This is a genomic window from Mycobacterium haemophilum DSM 44634 (assembly GCF_000340435.2).
Taxonomy (GTDB): Bacteria; Actinomycetota; Actinomycetes; order Mycobacteriales; family Mycobacteriaceae; genus Mycobacterium; species Mycobacterium haemophilum.
This window is the reverse complement of record NZ_CP011883.2, coordinates 2,638,446-2,656,329: the sequence shown is the minus strand read 5'-3', so window position 1 is coordinate 2,656,329 and position 17,884 is coordinate 2,638,446. Positions and strand designations below refer to the sequence as shown.

The following is a 17,884-nucleotide window of genomic DNA, read 5'->3' as shown; positions in this document are numbered from 1 at the left end:
TAACCTAATGGCTGTTCTGGACGCACTTGACGACTGGCCAGTTCCGGCTGCCGCCGCCGCGGTGGTCGGACCCACCGGCGTGCTGGCCGCTCACGGTGACACTGAGCAGGTGTTCGCGCTGGCCTCGGTCACCAAACCGCTGGTGGCCCGTGCCGCGCAGATCGCCGTCGAGGAAGGGGTCGTCGACCTCGACACTGCGGCCGGTCCGCCTGGCTCCACGGTTCGCCATCTACTGGCGCATGCGTCGGGTTTGGCGATGCACTCCAAGTACGTGATGGCCCCGGCCGGCACCCGTCGGATGTATTCCAACTACGGCTTTAGGGTGCTGGCCGAGACTGTGCAGCGGGAGTCGGGGATCGAATTCGGCCGTTATCTCACCGAGGCGGTGTTCGAGCCATTGGCGATGGCAGCCACCAAGCTGGAGGATGGCGCGTGGGCCGCCGGGTTTGGGGCGACCTCGACGGTAGCGGATCTGGCCGCATTCGCTACTGACTTGCTGCGTCCTGCGACGGTCTCGGCGCACATGCACGCCGACGCGACGTCTGTGCAATTTCCCGGCTTGGACGGCGTGCTGCCCGGGTACGGCGTGCAGCGGCCCAACGATTGGGGACTGGGTTTTGAGATCAAGGATTCGAAATCACCGCATTGGACCGGCACCCTCAACTCGGCCCGAACATACGGCCATTTCGGCCAATCAGGCGGCTTTATCTGGGCAGATCCGGAGGCGGAGCTGGTGCTGGTGGTCCTCACGGACCGCGATTTCGGCGAGTGGGCACTGCAGCTGTGGCCAGCGATTTCCGACGCCGTGCTGTCCGAATACACCCGATAGAGATTGCAGACTAGCGCAACACGGGTCTCACAAGGCACAATAGACACGCAAGACACACAAATATCGGCAAGCATCCGTTCTTGGGGTTCACCAGGTCGTTGGGGAAGACGTCCCTCGTGGAACCGAAGGAGTAGCAGATGCGTGCGTCGAATCAATTCGCCGACGCCACGGCGGGCGTGGTGTATGTCCACGCCTCACCCGCGGCGGTATGCCCGCACGTCGAGTGGGCGTTGTCGTCGACCCTGCAAGCCAAGGCGAACTTGGTGTGGACACCGCAGCCGGCGATGCCTGGGCAGCTGCGTGCGGTCACCAACTGGATCGGACCGGTGGGCACCGGCGCCCGGTTGGCCAACGCGTTGCGCTCGTGGTCGGTGCTGCGGTTCGAGGTCACCGAGGATCCCAGTCCCGGAGTCGACGGCCAGCGGTTCAGTCATACCCCGCAGCTGGGGTTGTGGAGCGGGTCGATGAGCGCCAACGGCGACATCATGGTCGGGGAGATGCGCCTGCGGGCAATGATGGCTCACGGCGCCGACACACTTGCCGCCGAACTGGACTCGGTGCTGGGAACGGCATGGGACGACGCGCTCGAGGTGTACCGCGACGGCGGCGACGCCGGTGAGGTGACCTGGCTCAGCCGTGGGGTCGGCTAACCGGTCACCGGTGGGGACGAAGGATCTGTAGCGCGCCGGCGACCGCGGAGATCTCGGCGGGCAGCAGACACGCGAAATCACCGTCGGCATAGACATTGATGCCGGGGCACTCGACGTGGATTGACTTGGCGCGCGCCGTGCTGACCTCGTTCAGGTTGATGTGGGTGCCTTTTAATACGGTGGGAAATAGCCGGATCAGCTTGGTCCGGGATGCCTCGTTCACCATGGTGATGTCGAGCAGGCCGTCGGTGTGATCGGCGTTGGGACAGATCAGCAGCCCCCCGCCATAACTGCGGGTATTGCCGAAGGCCGCAAGCGTGATATCGGTGTCGATCTCCCGGGTTCCGTCGAGGACCAACCGATACGGCAAGAGTCGCAGCTGCGACAGTTCGGCGACCATCGCCAGGTAGTAGCGCAATCGTCCGTGTGGCCAGCGCATGCGGTTGGCGCGATCGGTCACCAGGGAATCGAATCCGGTTGCCGCTACCGTGCCGAACCACTTGCCCCACTTCTTGCTGCCTTCGCCGCACTGAATCCGGCCCAGGTCAACGGTTTTCGTCCAGCCATCGACGATAATATCGGCGGCGGCTTCGGGATCATTTGTGGGAATGCCGAATTCACGGGCATGATCATTACCGGTTCCAGCCGGGATGATTCCTAACGGAATATCGGTGCCCGCCAACACCTGCAGTGCGTTGGAGATGACGCCGTCACCGCCCGTCACCGCCACCGCGTCGGTGCCCCTCTCGAGTGCCGCGCCGACGAGATACCGCGCATCGTCAGCGTCATCGCCGATGATTTCCACGACCTCCACGCCGTGCTGCTGCAGCCGGGCGATCGCGCGTCGCGCTGCCGCTATTGCACTGCCATGTCCCGAGAGGGGATTGGTCAGCGCGGTCACATGGGCGATTTCACGCTGGCGTAATTGGGTCACGGAATCAGCTTGCCGGGATTGAGAATTCCGGCTGGATCCAACGTCGCCTTGACCGCACGCAACACCTGCACACCCAGATCGCCCACCTCATCGCGCATCCAGGGCCGGTGGTCGGTGCCGATCGCATGGTGGTGGGTGATGGTTCCGCCGGTGGCCATGATCGCATCCGAAGCGGCCTTCTTGGCGGCCCGCCACTGCTCGATCGGATTGCCCCGCTGCCCGGCGACGACTGTGAAGTACAACGAAGCGCCGCTGGGGTACACGTGCGACACGTGACACATCACCAGAGCCGGTGTGCCTGAGGCGGCTAACGACGTGGTCAGCGCTTCGGTGACCGCGGCCTTCAGCGCGGGAATGTTGGACCATTCGGTGGCGGTCTCGAGCGTCTCGCAGAGCGCGCCCGCGGCGAGCAGGGCGTCGCGCAAATATGGCGCGGCGAATCGGCCGCGCTCCCAGGCCTGTGCCGGCCCCTCGCCCAGCGATCTGCCACCTTGGGCCGCCAGCAGCGCACTGGTTTCGGCGTGCCGGCTCTCGACGTGTTCCTTGGTGCCTTCGAACACGGTGATTCCCAAGCAGCCGCCGGTGATTTGGCTTTCGCCGATCGACTCGGTGGTGGCCAGGTTGACTCCCGTCTCGGCCTCATCGGAGAGCCGAATAACGGTGGGACCGGTGGCATTTTGAGTGACGGCCCGCAGCGCCGCAGCCCCGGTCTCGAAATCCGGGAACGACCACGCCTCGTAACGGACGGCCTGCGGCGCGCGATGCACGCGCAGCCGCACCTGGGTGATGACGCCTAAGGTGCCTTCGGAGCCGATCAGCAGTTGTCGCAGATCGGGACCCGCGGCCGATTCGGGCGCGCGACCCACATCCATGGTGCCCACCGGGGTGACCATTCGCAGCCCAAGAATCATGTCGTTGAACCGGCCGTAGCCAGCCGAGTCTTGGCCAGACGACCGGGTCGCCGCGAAGCCACCGATGGTGGCGAACTCAAAGCTCTGTGGGAAATGGCCGAGCGAGAAACCGTGTTCGCCGAGCAGACGTTCGGCCTCTGGTCCGGTGACGCCGGCGCCCAACTCGGCCGCGCCGGACACCTCATCGAGGGCGAGCAGCTGATTGAAACGCCGCAAATCCAGGGAAACCACAGCATCGAACCCGCCGCGGGATGGGTCGAGCCCACCGACGACGTTGGTGCCACCTCCGAACGGGATGACCGCGATGCCGTGCTCGGAGCAGTAACGCAAAATGGCGGCGACGGTGTCCTCACCTGCGGGGCCGCCGGGCAGCAACACCGCGTCGGGTGCATCCTGGACTCCGGTGTCCTGTCGCCGCAACATGTCCGGGGTGGACTTGCCGCCGGCGTGCAACAACCGGTCGCGGTCGGAGGTGCGGCAGTAATCGGCGCCCACGATCGCGGCCAGCGCATCGTGATCCGCTTCCGATAACGCGCAGGGGCGCAGCTGCACCTGGTCGGGATCAAGCTCGGTTTCTTCTCGCTCCGCGAGGTTCAGGACCTGCTTTAGCAAAGACCGGATCCCCTCGGAAAGTGGTGTGGCTGCGGCCGGATCTCCCCACGCGTTCCATTTCATCGGCGGAAGGAGTTCCTCAACATGGGCCATGCGTTACAGTATTACATATGCTGTCAATTAGTAACGCTCCATTGGATACCGCGGAGCGGATACTGCGGGCAGCGGCCAGCTGTGTCGTCGATTTCGGCGTGGACCGGGTGACCCTTGCCGAGATAGCGCGGCGCGCGGGTGTGAGCCGGCCAACGGTGTACCGGCGGTGGCCCGATACCCGGTCGATCGTGGCGGCGCTGCTGACCAAGCGCATCACCGGCGTGCTGCGCGACGCGCCATTGCTCGGCGACGACCGCGAATCGCTTGTGCACCAGATTGTTACGGTCGCTAATCTGCTGCGTCAGGACAAACTGGTGATGTCGGTGATGCACTCGGAGCTGGCGCCGATCTACATCACCGAACGCCTCGGGGCTAGTCAGCAGATGTTGATCGACGCTCTTGCAGACCGGTTGCGAGTGGCCCAGCGGCACGGCAGCGTCCGCACCGGCGACCCCCTGCAGATGGCCACGATGGTGTTGCTGATCGCCCAGTCGACCATTCAGTCGGAGCAGATCGTTCGGCCGATTCTTGATGCCGACGCGCTGGCCACCGAACTCGCCTACTCGCTGAACGGATACCTGTCCTGATGACCAACCCGGCGGCGCTCAACGCCGCGCGTCGCGCGGCCGACCTGCAGGCGCTCGCCGACGGCGAGCGGCCCGACGTCATCGTGATCGGAGGAGGCATCACCGGCGTCGGAATTGCCCTAGATGCCGCGTCGCGCGGCCTGCGGGTGGCGCTGGCCGAAAAGCATGATCTGGCGTTTGGCACCAGCCGCTGGAGTTCCAAACTGGTCCATGGCGGTCTGCGCTATCTGGCGACCGGCAACGTGGGAATCGCCCGGCGCAGCGCCATCGAGCGCGGAATCTTGATGACGCGCAACGCCCCTCATCTCGTTCACGCGATGCCGCAGCTGGTTCCATTGCTGCCGTCGATGGGTCACGCCACGCGAGCGCTAGTACGTGCCGGATTCCTCGCCGGCGACGCGCTGCGGATGCTTGCGGGTACACCATCGTCGACGCTGCCGCGATCGCGCAGGGTTGGGGCCCAGCGCGTCGTGGACATGGCTCCTGCGGTTCGACGTGATGGTCTTGACGGTGGATTGCTCGCCTACGATGGGCAATTGATCGATGACGCCCGACTGGTCATCGCGGTCGCGCGCACCGCGGCGCAACACGGCGCCAGGATCCTCACCTACGTGGCCGCATCCGAGGCCACCGGCACCTCGGTGCGGTTGACTGACCAGCGCACCGGACAGTCGTTCGAGGTATCGGCCGCTGCCGTCATTAACGCCGCCGGGGTGTGGGCCGGCGAGATCGACCCATCGCTGACGTTGCGGCCTAGCCGTGGAACCCACCTTGTCTTTGATGCCAGCTCGTTCGCCAATCCGACTGCAGCGCTGACGATTCCGATTCCTGGTGAGCTCAACCGCTTCGTGTTCGCCATGCCTGAACAGCTAAATCGGGTCTACCTTGGGTTGACCGACGAAGCGGCTCCAGGCCCGATTCCCGATGTGCCCGAACCCTCTTCGGAGGAGATCACGTTTCTGCTGGACACGGTGAACACCGCGTTGGGGGCGACGCTACGGACCACTGATGTCATTGGTGCCTACGCTGGTTTGCGGCCGCTGATCGACACCGGCGAGGGTCGTACCGCCGATGTGTCGCGGGATCACGCCGTCGTCGAGTCGCCCTGTGGCGTCATCAGCGTGATTGGCGGCAAGCTGACCGAATACCGTTACATGGCACAGGATGTCCTGGATCGCGCCATCGGCCTGCGACACCTGCCCGCCGCAAAGTGCCGGACCTGCGATCTACCGCTGATCGGAGCACCGGCCAATCCCGGGCCGCGCGGTTGGCCGCAGCAGGGGCCAGGCGCTGGTGTGCCGAGATCGCTGGTGCAACGTTATGGGGCTGAGGCGCTCAACGTCATCGCCACCGCGACTTGCGCGCGGCCAACTGAGCCGGTTGCCGACGGCATCGACGTGACTCGGGCGGAGTTCGAATACGCGGTGACCCATGAGTGTGCATTGGATGTCGATGACATCCTCGACCGGCGGACCCGGATCGGTCTGGTGCCGCGCGACCGTGAGCGGGTTGTCGGTGTGGCCGAGGAGTTCCTCGTGCTGGGCAGTCATTAGATGGCGCGAGCCAGGAAACTACAGCGGGATGTTCTTGTGGCGGCCGCGGCGCGCAGGCGCCTGAGCCAGTGCCTCGGTGAGTTTGCTGCGGGTATGCGCCGGGTCAATCTTCTCGTCGACCACGCCGATGTCGATGGCACTATCCACGCCGCCGGCGATGCGCTCATGTTCGGTAGCCAACTCGTCGTGTAGCGCTTCGCGCTCGTGGTCCGGTGCTGCGGCCAGCTTGCGCTTGTGCAGGATGCCGACGGCCGCCTTGGCGCCCATCACTGCCACCTCAGCGTCCGGCCACGCGAACACCTTCGTCGCATTCAACGAGCGAGAGTTCATCGCAATGTAGGCTCCGCCGTAAGTTTTTCGGGTGACCAGCGTCACGCGCGGAACGGTGCACTCGCCGAACGCGTGCAGCAGTTTAGCGCCGCGGCGCACCACGCCGCCCCACTCCTGGTCGACACCCGGCAGATAGCCGGGGACATCGACAACCACAACCAGCGGGATCCCGAACGCGTCGCAGAGTCGTACGAAACGTGCTGCCTTCTCGGCGCTTTCGGAGTTCAAACAACCGCCCAGCCGCAGCGGGTTGTTGGCCAGTACGCCAACCGTGCGGCCGGACAGCCGGCCCAGCCCGACGACCATGGACGGTGCCCAATTCGCCTGGAATTCGTCGAAAGGTGTGTCTTCGTCCAGAATGGCGGTCACGATCGGATGCACGTCGTAGGCCCGCCGGGACGATTCGGGCAGTAGCGCGTGGATATCGGTGTCACCGGCCTCGGCCTTGCTACGGTCGAAATGCCCTTGCTGGCAGAACAATCCGACTAACCGGCGGCCGCGCTCATAGGCGTCGAGTTCATCGTCGGCGACGATATGGCACACCCCGGACTTCTTGTGGTGGGTCTCTGGGCCTCCGAGCGAGGCCATGTCCACGTCTTCGCCGGTGACGCTGCGGACCACGTCGGGCCCGGTGACGAACACCCGGCCCTCCGGCGCCATGACGACGACGTCGGTCAGCGCCGGTCCATAGGCGGCGCCGCCGGCAGCAAAACCGACGACCACCGAGATCTGCGGAATGTACCCGGACGCGCGGATCATGGCCTCGAACACCTGACCGACCGCGTGCAGCGCCCGCACGCCCTCGGCCAGCCGGGCCCCGCCCGAGTGCCAGATGCCCACGATGGGGCTCTGCTCCTCAATAGCGGTGTCGTAGGCGTTGACGATGTGCGCGCATCCTTCGATGCCCATGGCGCCGCCCATGACGGTGCCGTCGGTGCAGAACGCGATGGTGCGGACACCGTTCACGGTGCCTGCCGCGGCGAATACGCCGGACCGGTCACGCTCGTGCAGCGGTTCGACGCTGCCATCGTCGAAGAAATTGCTCAGACGCAACAACGGGTCGCGGGGGTCAAGGGACTCGCCCACCACCTCTGGGGCTGTGATTGTCATCGCAGGTCTCCTGTGTCAGTGATGTTCGGGTCAGTATCGGCCGAAGGCGATCGCTACGTTGTGACCGCCGAATCCGAATGAGTTGTTGACCGCATACCGGTAATTACCTGGCCGCGGCTTACCCGCCACCACGTCCAAGTCAATGTCTGGATCGAGGTTTACCAGGTTCAGTGTCGGTGGGATTACCTGGTCTCGCAACGCGAGCACAGTCAAGATCGATTCCACCGCGCCGACTGCACCCACCGAGTGGCCGAGGGCAGATTTGGGTGCGTACACCGCCGGTCGGTTATTACCGAGGGCGCTGTTGATGGCTTTGGCTTCGGCCAGGTCACCGACCTGGGTGCCGGTGGCATGGGCGTTGACGTGGTCGATGTCGCCCGGACTGAGGCCCGCGAGGTGAACCGCACGGGCGATCGCATGCCCAGCGCGTTCCCCGTTGGGGTCCGGCGCCACCATATGGAAGCCGTCCGAGGTGATGCTGGCGCCCATGATCCGAGCCAGGATGTTGGCGCCGCGCGCCTTCGCACTGTCCTCGGTTTCGATCAACATGAGCGCGCCGGCCTCGCCGAACACGAAGCCGTCGCGGTCCCTGTCGAACGGGCGACACGCACCGGCGGGGTCGTCGTTCTTGGTGGACATCACGATGCGCATCTGGGAGAACCCGGCGATCGGTACGGCCTCGATCCGTGTTTCCACGCCACCACAGATCGCGGCGTCGGCTTCGCCGAGCACGATCTGCTGCCACGCATGGGCGATGGCTTCGGAACCAGACGCACACGCCGACACCGGCGTCATCACCCCAGCCTTGGCGTGGCGCTCCAGCCCGACGGCCGCGGCCGCACCGTTGGGCATGTACTTCTGCACGGCCAGGGGCGAGACCGCCTTCATGCCCCGAGCACGCATGTCGTCGTAGCTGAAGATCAGCTCCTCGGCCGAACCCAACCCGGTGCCGATGGACACCATCAACCGATTGGTGTCCACGCCGGGCGAGCCGGCGTTCTCCCATAGCCGCCGGCTCAGCACGGTGGACATTCTCTGCAGGTAACCCATCCTGCGCAGCTCGACGCGGGTCAGCTGGTGGTCGAATTCCTCCAGCAGATGCCCACCGATGCGAACCGGTAGGTCGAACTCCTCGACGAACGGGTCATCGAGCATACGAATTCCGCTTTGGTTGTCGAGCAACAACTTCCACGTGGTCTCCGCGTCTGTTGCCAGCGCAGTCGTCATCGCAATGCCGGTGACGACCACATTGGGAAAAGCTTTCCCTGTAACCAGCTCCGGCGATGTGGTCATGGGTCTAGCGAAGGTTCCTTCCCGTGCTTAGTAGCGCCCAAAGGCGAGCGCCACGTTGTGGCCACCGAACCCGAAGGAGTTGTTGACCGCGTAACGGTAGTCGCCGTAGCGAGGTTCACCTGCGACAATGTCCAGATCGATCTCGGGATCTGGGGTTTCATAGTTCAGCGTGGGTGGGATGACACCGTCGCGAAGAGTCAGCACCGTCAGGACGGACTCCAGCGCGCCGACCGCGCCGATGGAGTGGCCCAGTGCTGACTTTGGCGCATACACCGCAGCCTGCTCGCAACCGGCGACCCGGATGGCGTTGGCCTCCGCGCTGTCGCCGATCGGCGTCGCTGTCCCGTGTGCGTTGACGTGGTCCACGTCCTTCGCCGACAAACCCGCCAGCTCCAGCGACCGGGTCATTGCCCGCCCGGCCCGCACCCCGTCGGCCGCGGGCGCCACCATATGGAAGGCGTCCGAGGTGATGCCCGCACCAAGCAGCCGAGCCAGCGGCTTGGCGCCGCGGGCCTTGGCGTGCTCCTCAGTCTCGATGAGCATCAGGGCACCGGCTTCGCCGAACACAAACCCGTCACGGTTCTTGTCGAACGGGCGCGATGCCCCCTCGGGGTCGTCGTTGCGGGTCGACATGGCCCGCATCATCGAGAACGCCGCGATGGGCAGCGCCTCGATCGGGCCCTCGACACCGCCGCAGACGGCGACGTCGGCATCTCCCATGACGATCTGGCGCCAGGCGTGCGCGATCGCCTCGGAGCCCGACGAACAGGCCGACACCGGTGTCATCACCCCGGCGCGTGCCCCGAGCTGCAGCCCGACGGTCGCCGCGGCGCCGTTGGGCATGATCATTTGAACGGCGAGCGGAGACACCTTACGAGGCCCGCCCGCGTTCATCAGGTCGTAGCTCTCCACGATTCGCTCGGCGCCACCCAGACCGGTGCCGACCACGACGGTGAACCGGTCGGGATCGACCTCCGGGCTGCCCGCGGACTCCCACAGCCGACCGCTGAGCAGCTTGCCCATCCGCTGGACGTACGACATGCGCCGCATGTCCAGCCGGCCCATGTGAGTATCGACCGGCTCCTTGAGGTGGCCGCCGATCTTGACCGGCAGGTCCCACTTGGTGATGTACTCATCTTCGAGTACGTGGATGCCACTCTCGCCGGCCAACAGACCCTTCCACGTGCCCTCGATGTCCGGCGAGATCGACGTCGTCGCTGTGACGGCGGTCACCACAACGCTGGGGAAACCGCCATTAGCAGTGGAAGGCTTGGTCACTTGCTTTCCGCTTCCAGCCTTGCCTTAACGTTCGCGGCGGCGTCGGGGTTCTCCGACACAATCTTGGCGCGCAGCGCCTCGGCGGCCTCGGGGTTCTCTTCCTCGAGCTTCTGGATGTAGGCGACAACGTCACCGACGGTACGCAGACCGGCGAGGTCCTCGTCGGGAATCTTGACGCCGTACTTGTCCTCGGTCTGCACGGCGATCTCGACCATCGACAGCGAGTCAATGTCCAGGTCGTCGACGAACGACTTCTCCGGGGTAACCTCGGACGGCTCGATACCGGTCACCTCTTCGATGATCTCGGCGATACCGGCAATAATCTCTTCCTGAGTGACGGCCACAGTCTGCTTCCCTTCGTAATGTGTTGTGTGCAAATCGGATTGATTTGCTGTTTAGACCTGTGTGGTTGTTCTGGCCTTGCAAATGGCCGGACCGGCGATTAGAGGCTTGCCAACTCGTCCAGGTCTGCGGGCGACTTGACGGCGCGCGCCGTAACCCCCCGAAGCTCGCGTTTGGCGATTCCGGTGAGAGCGCCCGCGGGCGGGAGCTCCACGATCGCCGTGACGTTGTGCTCACGCAGCGTCGCGTTGCACAGATCCCAGCGCACCGGGTGAGTCAGCTGAGAAATCAGGGTCGCCATCCCTGCTGCTGCCGACGTGACCGGCTTTCCGTCGCGGTTGGACAGCAGCATCGCGATGGGCTCGGCGGTCACGATGCTGGCCGCCGCCTCGGCGAAGCCATCAAGGGCCGCGGTCATGAACTCGGTGTGGAACGCTCCGGCCACACCCAGTGCGCGCACCCGAGCCCTGGCTGGGGGGTCTTCGGCGAGCTTTTCTAACGCGGTCAGTCGACCGGCGGCGACAATCTGACCGGCGGCGTTGCGGTTCGCAGGAACCAGGTCAAGCTCCTCGAGGCGATTCAGCACGTCGGCTTCGTCACCGCCGAGCACGGCAGACATGCCGGTCGGCTCGAGGGCGCACGCCTTGGCCATCTCGGCGCCGCGGGTGGCGGCCAGCGCGACTGCATCGTCGGCGGCGATCACACCGGCGATGCAGTACGCCGCGATCTCGCCGACGGAGTGTCCGGCCACGATGAGGTCGTCGGGGGCATTCTCAAACGCGGCATGCTTGGCCAGCTCCTGATGAGCCAGCAGCGCGGCCGCAACAATCAACGGCTGAGCGACGGCGGTATCGGTGATCTCCTCGGTCGAGGCGGTGGTGCCTAGGCGTACCAGATCTAGGCCACTCGCTTTCGACCAGGTCGCGATCTGGTCCGCGGCGCCGGGCAGTTCCAGCCACGGCGACAGCATTCCCTCGGTCTGCGAGCCCTGTCCGGGTGCAAGTAATGCAATCACGTGTCTAAGAGAACACTGTGAAGACGGTTTTGCGGGGTGTAACAGATTATGAACCTCGTCTTAGGTTTTTGTATGTAACCTACAAAACAGTTCGGTAAGCTACGGGTTTGATATCATCCCGCGACCTGCGATCTGGATCACTATCGTCCGGACGGTGTCATGGCACCCCGGATCACCGGCAGTTGTACCTGGGGCATCGTCTTGTTGCCCGTACTCGAGTGATGCGTCGGATAGTTGAGCTGACCCACCGTCGCCGCCACTCGCAGCACATATGCATCGCGTGGCAGGGTGGGATCGCGGCCGGTGAAGTCTGTGATGCGCTTGAGCCGGTACCGCACGGTGTTTGGATGAACGAACAACTTGCGGGCGCAGGCCTCAATCGCGCCGCCGCAATCCAGGTACGCGTCGAGTGTCTCGATGAGCGTCGGCCCGGCATCGGCCAATGGCCGCATCACGTCGGTATGCAACGCCACGATCGCCGATGCATCCCCCATTAAGGCGCGTTCGGGCAGGAGTTCTCTGGCCAGCACGGGGCGCGGCGCTCCATTCCATCCGGCAACGGCGTTCATCCCGGAAATCGCCTCGCTTGCGCTGTGGTAGGCGGCAGTCAGCATCGGTGCTGTCGGGCCGATGACCACCGGGCCGTCGGAGAACGCGTGCAGCAGGTCACCAAAAAACTTGTCGGTCGGCGCTAACCGGCCGGATATGATCGCCACCAACCAGGTACCGTGCACGTCGGTCAGCGCCGCGCGGCCGTGGCGGGCGGCAATATCGCGGACTTCCTGGCTGGCTCGTTCGCTGCTGACCTGGCCGTTTGCGCCGTCGCGGTCCGGCGCCGGGGTGCCGACCACAACCGTCGCTGGCGCGGTCGTGTCCCAGTTCAACGCGGCCGCGCGGGACAGCAGCTCGGGGCCGGTGTCGCCGCGCACCACCGCGTCGACGACGCTGGCCTCCATCCGGCTATCCCAGGTGCCGCGCGCTTCGGCCGCATCGGCGTACGCCGTGGCGGCGGTGAACGCCAGGTCGCGGCTGTACTTCAAGATGCCCACTGTGAGCGCCGTCAACTGCTCTTCGGAACGGGCCAGCAGCGGCACAACTTCTTCGAAGAACTCCATGGTGACGCGCACCATGTCCACGGTGTGGCGTAAGGCGATTCGTCGGGTCAGATCCTGGGGCACCAGTTCGAACGCCTGCGCGGTGTAGCTCACGTCGCTATGCGGGTCTTGCATCCACTCGACGAAGTTGACCACCGCCGTCTGCACCACCAGCGCCACGCTGGCGCGCTGAGACGCTTCCAGGTCGGCGAAGAAGGGCAACCGTTCTTGCATCGCCGTGACCGCTTCAGTGGCCAGTCGACCCGAGTACTGCTTCAACCGTCGCAGCAGCGAATCGGGCACGGTGTCCAGTAGTTCGAGCGGTGACCTGCGTGGCGCTGCAGACGCAAACTGATTGTCATTCACGCCTAAAAGCTACGCCAAGTTTCTGGAAGTTTCCCCCAAAGCAGTGCTCGGCCCTTACTGGTGTCTTACGACCGAAGCCTCGAACGTGAAGCCAGCTTCACGTTCGAGGCCCAACGTGCGGCTGGCCGCACGCTCGGCGGGCGGGTGGGATCAGGTTAGGCAAGACCGGGATCCGACGTCTGCTCTGGGGCGGCCTGCACATCGTCGATCTGGTATTGACGTGCGGCCGCGATCGGCACCGACGGGTCGATCTCACCGTCGCGTGCCAGCGCCTCCAACACCGCGACCACCTGTGATTCGGCGTCGGTGTTGAAATAGCGCCGAGCGGCCGGCCGGGTGTCAGAAAAGCCGAATCCGTCGGTGCCCAGCGTGACGTAGGTGCCAGGAACCCACGGCCGGATTTGCTCGGGCACCGCGCGCATCCAGTCCGATACGGCGATTACCGGTCCGGCGTTATCCGAGCGGGCTTCGGATAAGACCTGGGTCACATAGGGGACACTCGCCGGCTGGTCGGGGTAACGCAGCCGGGCCGTTTCGATGGACACCCCGTCGCGGTTCAGTTCGCCCCAACTGGTCACCGACCACACGTCGGCGGCGACATCCCAGTCAGCGGACAACATCTCGGCTGCCTTCAGCGCCGCGGGCATTGACACCCCGGAGGCCAAGATGTGCGCTCTGTTGGAACGTTGCTCCTTAGCCTTGTGGTAGCGGTACATGCCGCGCAGCACGCCGTCGGGATCGAAGTTCTCCGGCTCGGGTGGCTGTGGGTAGGGCTCGTTGTAGACGGTGATGTAGAAGAACACGTTCTCCGGGTCTTCGCCAAACATCCGGGCCAGCCCGCTTTCGACGATATAGGCGATTTCGTAGGCGAACGCGGGGTCGTAGGCGACGACTGCCGGATTGGTGGCCGCCAACAGCAACGAGTGGCCGTCGGCGTGTTGCAGGCCCTCGCCGGTCAGCGTGGTGCGTCCCGCGGTGGCCCCGAGTAGGAAGCCGCGCGCCATCTGGTCGGCCGCGGCCCACAGGCCGTCGCCGGTGCGTTGGAACCCGAACATTGAATAGAAGATGTAGATCGGAATCATCGGCTCGTTGTGCGTCGAATACGACGTGCCCGCCGCGATGAATGAGCCCACCGACCCGGCCTCATCAATTCCTTCGTGCAGGATCTGCCCGACTTCGCTCTCCTTGTACGCCAGCATCAGCTGGGCGTCGACGGCGGTGTACAGCTGGCCGTTGCGGTTATAGATCTTCAACGACGGAAACCACGAGTCCATGCCGAACGTGCGTGCCTCATCGGGAATGATCGGGACGATCCGTGAGCCGACTTCCTTGTGCCGCAACACTTCTTTGAATGTGCGCACGATCGCCATGGTGGTGGCGACTTCCTGGGTTCCCGAGCCCTTCTTTAGCGCGGCGTAGGTGTCGCGACTAGGAAGCGCCAGCGCTTTGGACTTGGTCCGGCGCTCCGGCAGGAAACCGCCAAGGGCGCGACGCCGGTCGAGCAGGTAACGGATTTCCGGGGCGTCGGGGCCGGGGTGGTAATACGGCGGCAGGTAGGGATTTTCCTCCAACTGGGCATCCGAAATCGGAATCCGCTGGGTATCGCGAAATTCCTTAAGATCTTGCAGCGTAAGCTTTTTCATCTGATGAGTGGCGTTGCGGCCCTCGAAATGCTTGCCCAGCGCGTAGCCCTTGATGGTCTTGGCCAGGATCACCGTTGGCTGTCCCTTGTGGTCGACGGCGGCGCGGTAGGCGGCGTAAACCTTGCGGTAGTCGTGACCGCCGCGCTTAAGGTTCCAGATCTCCTGGTCGCTCATGTGTTCCACCAGCGCCTTGGTACGCGGGTCGCGCCCGAAGAAGTGGTCGCGGACAAAGCGGCCGTCGTTGGCTTTGTACGTTTGGTAATCACCATCAGGGGTGACGTTCATCAGGTTAACCAGGGCGCCGTCCCGGTCGGCATACAGCAGCGCGTCCCATTCGCGGCCCCACACCACCTTGATGACGTTCCAGCCGGCGCCCCGGAAGAACGACTCCAGCTCCTGGATGATCTTGCCGTTGCCGCGCACCGGACCGTCGAGGCGCTGCAAGTTGCAGTTGATGACGAAGGTCAGGTTGTCCAGACCCTCGAGGGCCGCGACATGCGCGAGCCCGCGGCTCTCCGGCTCGTCCATTTCGCCGTCGCCCAAAAAACACCACACGTGCTGGTCGGAGGTGTCCTTGATGTCCCGGTCATGCAGATAGTGGTTGAACCGTGCCTGATAAATGGCGTTGAGCGGGCCCAGACCCATCGACACGGTGGGGAATTCCCAGAAGTCGGGCATTAGCCGCGGGTGCGGGTAGGACGGCAACCCGCCGCCGGGATGACTGTGCTCCTGACGGAACCCATCCAGCTGATCTGCGGACAACCTGCCTTCCAGGAAGGCGCGCGCGTAGATTCCGGGGGACGCGTGACCCTGGATGAACACCTGATCTCCGCCGCCGGGATGCGATTTGCCCCGGAAAAAGTGGTTGAACCCGACCTCGTAGAGCGCCGCGGACGAGGCGTAGGTCGAGATATGACCACCGACGCCCACACCCGGTCGTTGCGCGCGGTGCACCATAATCGCCGCGTTCCACCTGATCCAGGCGCGGTAGCGACGTTCAATGTCCTCGTCGCCGGGGAACCACGGCTCGAGCTCGGTCGGGATGGTGTTGACGTAGTCAGTCGATGTCAGCGCCGGGATCGCCACCCGCTGCTCGCCGGCCCGTTCCAATAGCCGCAGCATCAGATATCGCGCCCGCGACGGCCCCGAGCGCTCCAGCAATTCGTCGAAGGACTCCAGCCACTCCGTCGTCTCCTCGGGGTCGATATCGGGCAGATACGACGCCACACCTTCGCGGATCACCCGAACGCGGTCGGGTTCGCTTGCGCTGCCGGGATTTTTGGAGCTCATGGGGGTTTTGGTCAGATCCGGGCGCGCGAACTCGGTTGTCAACGCACTACTCCTGTAGTTGGCGGGGCACTGGCTGGGATGATGTCTTTGGGGCTATCTGGACCATCGTCCCCCTATCGTGCCGCACCGATATTTCGGGTCGGTAGCCGCCGTCCGGTCGCCCATTGGAGGTCCTCGAGTAAGTGCACGACGAGACCCGTTTGTCGACCCGAACCTGATGCGTCGGGGGCGGTTGGAATCGTGACCCGGTAACGTCACAAGCTGTGCTCACCGCATGGCGTGCCATCCCTAGGCGAGGCGCGCTGCTGCTTGGCTGTAGCGCGGCGGCCTTGATGGGCATCGTAGGCTGCACCGCCGTCACCGATGGAACAGCAACGCCGGACACTATGGTCGCTTCGGCCTACCGCGCCTCGGTGTCCGCGTCGTTGTCAGCTTCGGCGGCGACGTCTAGCATCCGGGAGTCGCAGCGGCAACAATCGCTGACCACCAAGGCAATTCGCAGCTCGTGTGACTCGCTTGCTGCCACCAGCGGCTCGGCAATCGACAAGGTGAACGCTTTTGTTGGGGCGTTCAATCAGGGCCGCAATACCGGTCCGACCGAAGGCCCGGCCATCGACGCGCTGAACGACAGCGCCTCGACGGTTGTCAGCGGTCTCACCGAGGCGCTGTCGTTGCAGCTGCGTGATGCCCTCAACGCGTATGTCGACGCCGCCCGGTCGGTGGCTACCGCCATCGGCACGCACGCCCCGACGTCGGAGTTCAACAAGCGGGTCGATCAGCTCAACGACACCAAGACCAAAGCATTGAAACTGTGCCTGGCTTCGTTCTGAGGTAGCCGCCCGGGCCGAGGTCGGCTTGTGCGACGATGCTTGTGCGACGATAGTGCCCATCGCAACGGCGCGCAGATCAGTTTCGCGGATAGTTGAAGGAGGCTCCACGGTGGTCGCGGCGGATCACGCCCCGAGCTTCGCTGGCAAACTGGGCATCCAACGAGGCCAAGTTGTCCAAGAGTGGGGTTGGGACGAAGACACCGACGACGACATCCGCGCCGCGGTTGAAGAGGCGTGCGGTGGCGAGTTGCTCGATGAAGATACCGACGAGGTGGTCGACGTCTCCTTGCTGTGGTGGCGAGACGGCGACGGGGATCTGGTGGACACCTTGATGGACGCGATTACTCCGCTCGCCGAAGACGGGGTGATTTGGGTGCTGACCCCTAAGACCGGAAAGCCCGGTCACGTACTGCCCGCTGAGATCGCGGAGGCGGCCCCCACTGCCGGCCTGATGCCGACCTCGTCGGTCAACCTGGGTGACTGGAGCGCTAGCCGGCTAGTCCAGCCGAAGTCGCGGGCCGGGAAGCGCTGATGCTGGGCGTCGGAGCCACCGCCCCCGACTTCACGCTGCGCGACCAGAATCAGCAGTCCGTCACGCTCAGCAGCTATCGCGGCACCAAGAACGTGCTGCTGGTGTTTTTCCCGCTGGCATTCACCGGGATCTGCCAGGGTGAGCTGGACCAGTTGCGTGATCATCTGCCGGATTTCGAAAACGACGACAGCGTGGCGCTGGCCATTTCGGTCGGGCCACCGCCCACCCACAAGATCTGGGCGACCCAGAGCGGATTTCTGTTTCCGGTGTTGTCGGATTTCTGGCCGCACGGCGAGGTCAGCCAGCACTACGGCGTGTTTAACGATGCCGCCGGCTACTCCAACCGCGGTACCTTCGTCGTCGATCGGTCGGGGATCATTCGGTTCGCCGAGATGAAGCAGCCTGGCGAGGCCCGCGACCAGCGGCTGTGGACTCAAGCCTTGGCGGCGCTAAAGGCTTGACGTTTGGGTGGTTTGCCCCCGGGCGGGTAGCCTGCGGCGGGTATGGGGCGCGTAGCTCAGTGGTAGAGCTCTGGTTTTACACACCAGCGGTCGGCGGTTCGATACCGTCCGCGCCCACAACTGAAATTTCC

Annotated in this window: 16 protein-coding genes and 1 tRNA gene; 8 read left to right on the top strand and 9 right to left on the bottom strand. The window is 64.7% G+C overall.

The window, feature by feature from the left end; translation table 11 throughout:
• The first annotated feature begins 7 nt into the window (after nt 1–7).
• The gene (locus B586_RS12455; protein WP_054879789.1) at nt 8–829 is read left to right on the top strand and encodes a serine hydrolase domain-containing protein; all 822 of its coding nucleotides are present in this window, start codon (nt 8–10) and stop codon (nt 827–829) included.
• 137 nt (nt 830–966) lie between these two features.
• Nucleotides 967–1,479 (top strand): DUF3145 domain-containing protein, encoded by a 513-nt coding sequence (locus tag B586_RS12450; protein WP_047314641.1) that lies wholly within the window; start codon nt 967–969, stop codon nt 1,477–1,479.
• Nucleotides 1,480–1,483: 4 nt separating this feature from the next.
• Here the strand turns inward: B586_RS12450 and B586_RS12445 are convergent, their stop codons facing one another.
• Together B586_RS12445 and B586_RS12440 are read right to left on the bottom strand one after the other, a co-directional pair.
• Nucleotides 1,484–2,413 (bottom strand): diacylglycerol kinase, encoded by a 930-nt coding sequence (locus B586_RS12445; protein WP_054879790.1) that lies wholly within the window; start codon nt 2,411–2,413, stop codon nt 1,484–1,486.
• The gene (locus B586_RS12440) at nt 2,410–3,999 is read right to left on the bottom strand and encodes an FAD-binding oxidoreductase (RefSeq protein ID WP_054880928.1); all 1,590 of its coding nucleotides are present in this window, start codon (nt 3,997–3,999) and stop codon (nt 2,410–2,412) included. The genes B586_RS12445 and B586_RS12440 overlap by 4 nt, the downstream gene beginning before the upstream one ends.
• A gap of 47 nt (nt 4,000–4,046) precedes the next feature.
• Between B586_RS12440 and B586_RS12435 the strand changes: the two genes are divergently transcribed.
• Nucleotides 4,047–4,616 carry a TetR/AcrR family transcriptional regulator gene (locus B586_RS12435; protein ID WP_054879791.1) on the top strand — a complete coding sequence of 190 codons (570 nt, stop codon included), beginning with the start codon at nt 4,047–4,049 and terminating at the stop codon, nt 4,614–4,616.
• Entirely contained in the window at nt 4,616–6,169 is a 1,554-nt protein-coding gene (locus B586_RS12430; RefSeq protein ID WP_156406768.1) for a glycerol-3-phosphate dehydrogenase/oxidase, read from the top strand. The genes B586_RS12435 and B586_RS12430 overlap by 1 nt, the downstream gene beginning before the upstream one ends.
• Nucleotides 6,170–6,187: 18 nt before the next feature.
• Here B586_RS12430 and B586_RS12425 read toward each other — a convergent pair whose 3' ends face one another.
• The 7 genes from B586_RS12425 to aceE all read right to left on the bottom strand — a co-directional run bounded on the left by B586_RS12425 (nt 6,188) and on the right by aceE (nt 15,972).
• Entirely contained in the window at nt 6,188–7,609 is a 1,422-nt protein-coding gene (locus tag B586_RS12425; RefSeq protein ID WP_047314645.1) for an acyl-CoA carboxylase subunit beta, read from the bottom strand.
• A 30-nt stretch (nt 7,610–7,639) separates the two neighbouring features.
• Nucleotides 7,640–8,902 (bottom strand): 3-oxoacyl-ACP synthase KasB, encoded by a 1,263-nt coding sequence (gene kasB, locus B586_RS12420; RefSeq protein WP_054879793.1) that lies wholly within the window; start codon nt 8,900–8,902, stop codon nt 7,640–7,642.
• 27 nt (nt 8,903–8,929) lie between these two features.
• Nucleotides 8,930–10,180 carry a 3-oxoacyl-ACP synthase KasA gene (gene kasA, locus B586_RS12415; protein WP_054879794.1) on the bottom strand — a complete coding sequence of 417 codons (1,251 nt, stop codon included), beginning with the start codon at nt 10,178–10,180 and terminating at the stop codon, nt 8,930–8,932.
• Nucleotides 10,177–10,524, bottom strand: a complete 348-nt coding sequence (gene acpM / locus B586_RS12410) for a meromycolate extension acyl carrier protein AcpM (RefSeq protein ID WP_047314648.1) — start codon at nt 10,522–10,524, stop codon at nt 10,177–10,179. The genes kasA and acpM overlap by 4 nt, the downstream gene beginning before the upstream one ends.
• Nucleotides 10,525–10,622: 98 nt before the next feature.
• A complete protein-coding gene (locus B586_RS12405; protein WP_047314649.1) occupies nt 10,623–11,537 on the bottom strand; it encodes an ACP S-malonyltransferase in 915 nt (304 codons plus the stop codon).
• A gap of 140 nt (nt 11,538–11,677) precedes the next feature.
• The gene (locus B586_RS12400) at nt 11,678–12,997 is read right to left on the bottom strand and encodes a PucR family transcriptional regulator (protein ID WP_054879795.1); all 1,320 of its coding nucleotides are present in this window, start codon (nt 12,995–12,997) and stop codon (nt 11,678–11,680) included.
• A gap of 155 nt (nt 12,998–13,152) precedes the next feature.
• Nucleotides 13,153–15,972 carry a pyruvate dehydrogenase (acetyl-transferring), homodimeric type gene (gene aceE, locus B586_RS12395; RefSeq protein WP_054879796.1) on the bottom strand — a complete coding sequence of 940 codons (2,820 nt, stop codon included), beginning with the start codon at nt 15,970–15,972 and terminating at the stop codon, nt 13,153–13,155.
• Nucleotides 15,973–16,193: 221 nt separating this feature from the next.
• On the opposite strand from aceE, the gene B586_RS12390 reads away from it, so the two are divergent.
• The 4 genes from B586_RS12390 (at nt 16,194) to B586_RS12375 (ending at nt 17,870) form a co-directional block, all read left to right on the top strand.
• Complete coding sequence (locus B586_RS12390) at nt 16,194–16,760, top strand: hypothetical protein (RefSeq protein WP_082607605.1); 567 nt, start codon at nt 16,194–16,196, stop codon at nt 16,758–16,760.
• Nucleotides 16,761–16,869: 109 nt separating this feature from the next.
• The gene (locus B586_RS12385) at nt 16,870–17,292 is read left to right on the top strand and encodes a DUF3052 domain-containing protein (protein ID WP_047314653.1); all 423 of its coding nucleotides are present in this window, start codon (nt 16,870–16,872) and stop codon (nt 17,290–17,292) included.
• Nucleotides 17,292–17,753 carry a peroxiredoxin gene (locus B586_RS12380; RefSeq protein ID WP_054879798.1) on the top strand — a complete coding sequence of 154 codons (462 nt, stop codon included), beginning with the start codon at nt 17,292–17,294 and terminating at the stop codon, nt 17,751–17,753. Before B586_RS12385 ends, B586_RS12380 begins: the two co-directional genes overlap by 1 nt.
• Nucleotides 17,754–17,798: 45 nt before the next feature.
• Nucleotides 17,799–17,870 (top strand) — tRNA-Val (locus tag B586_RS12375).
• Nucleotides 17,871–17,884: the final 14 nt, after the last annotated feature.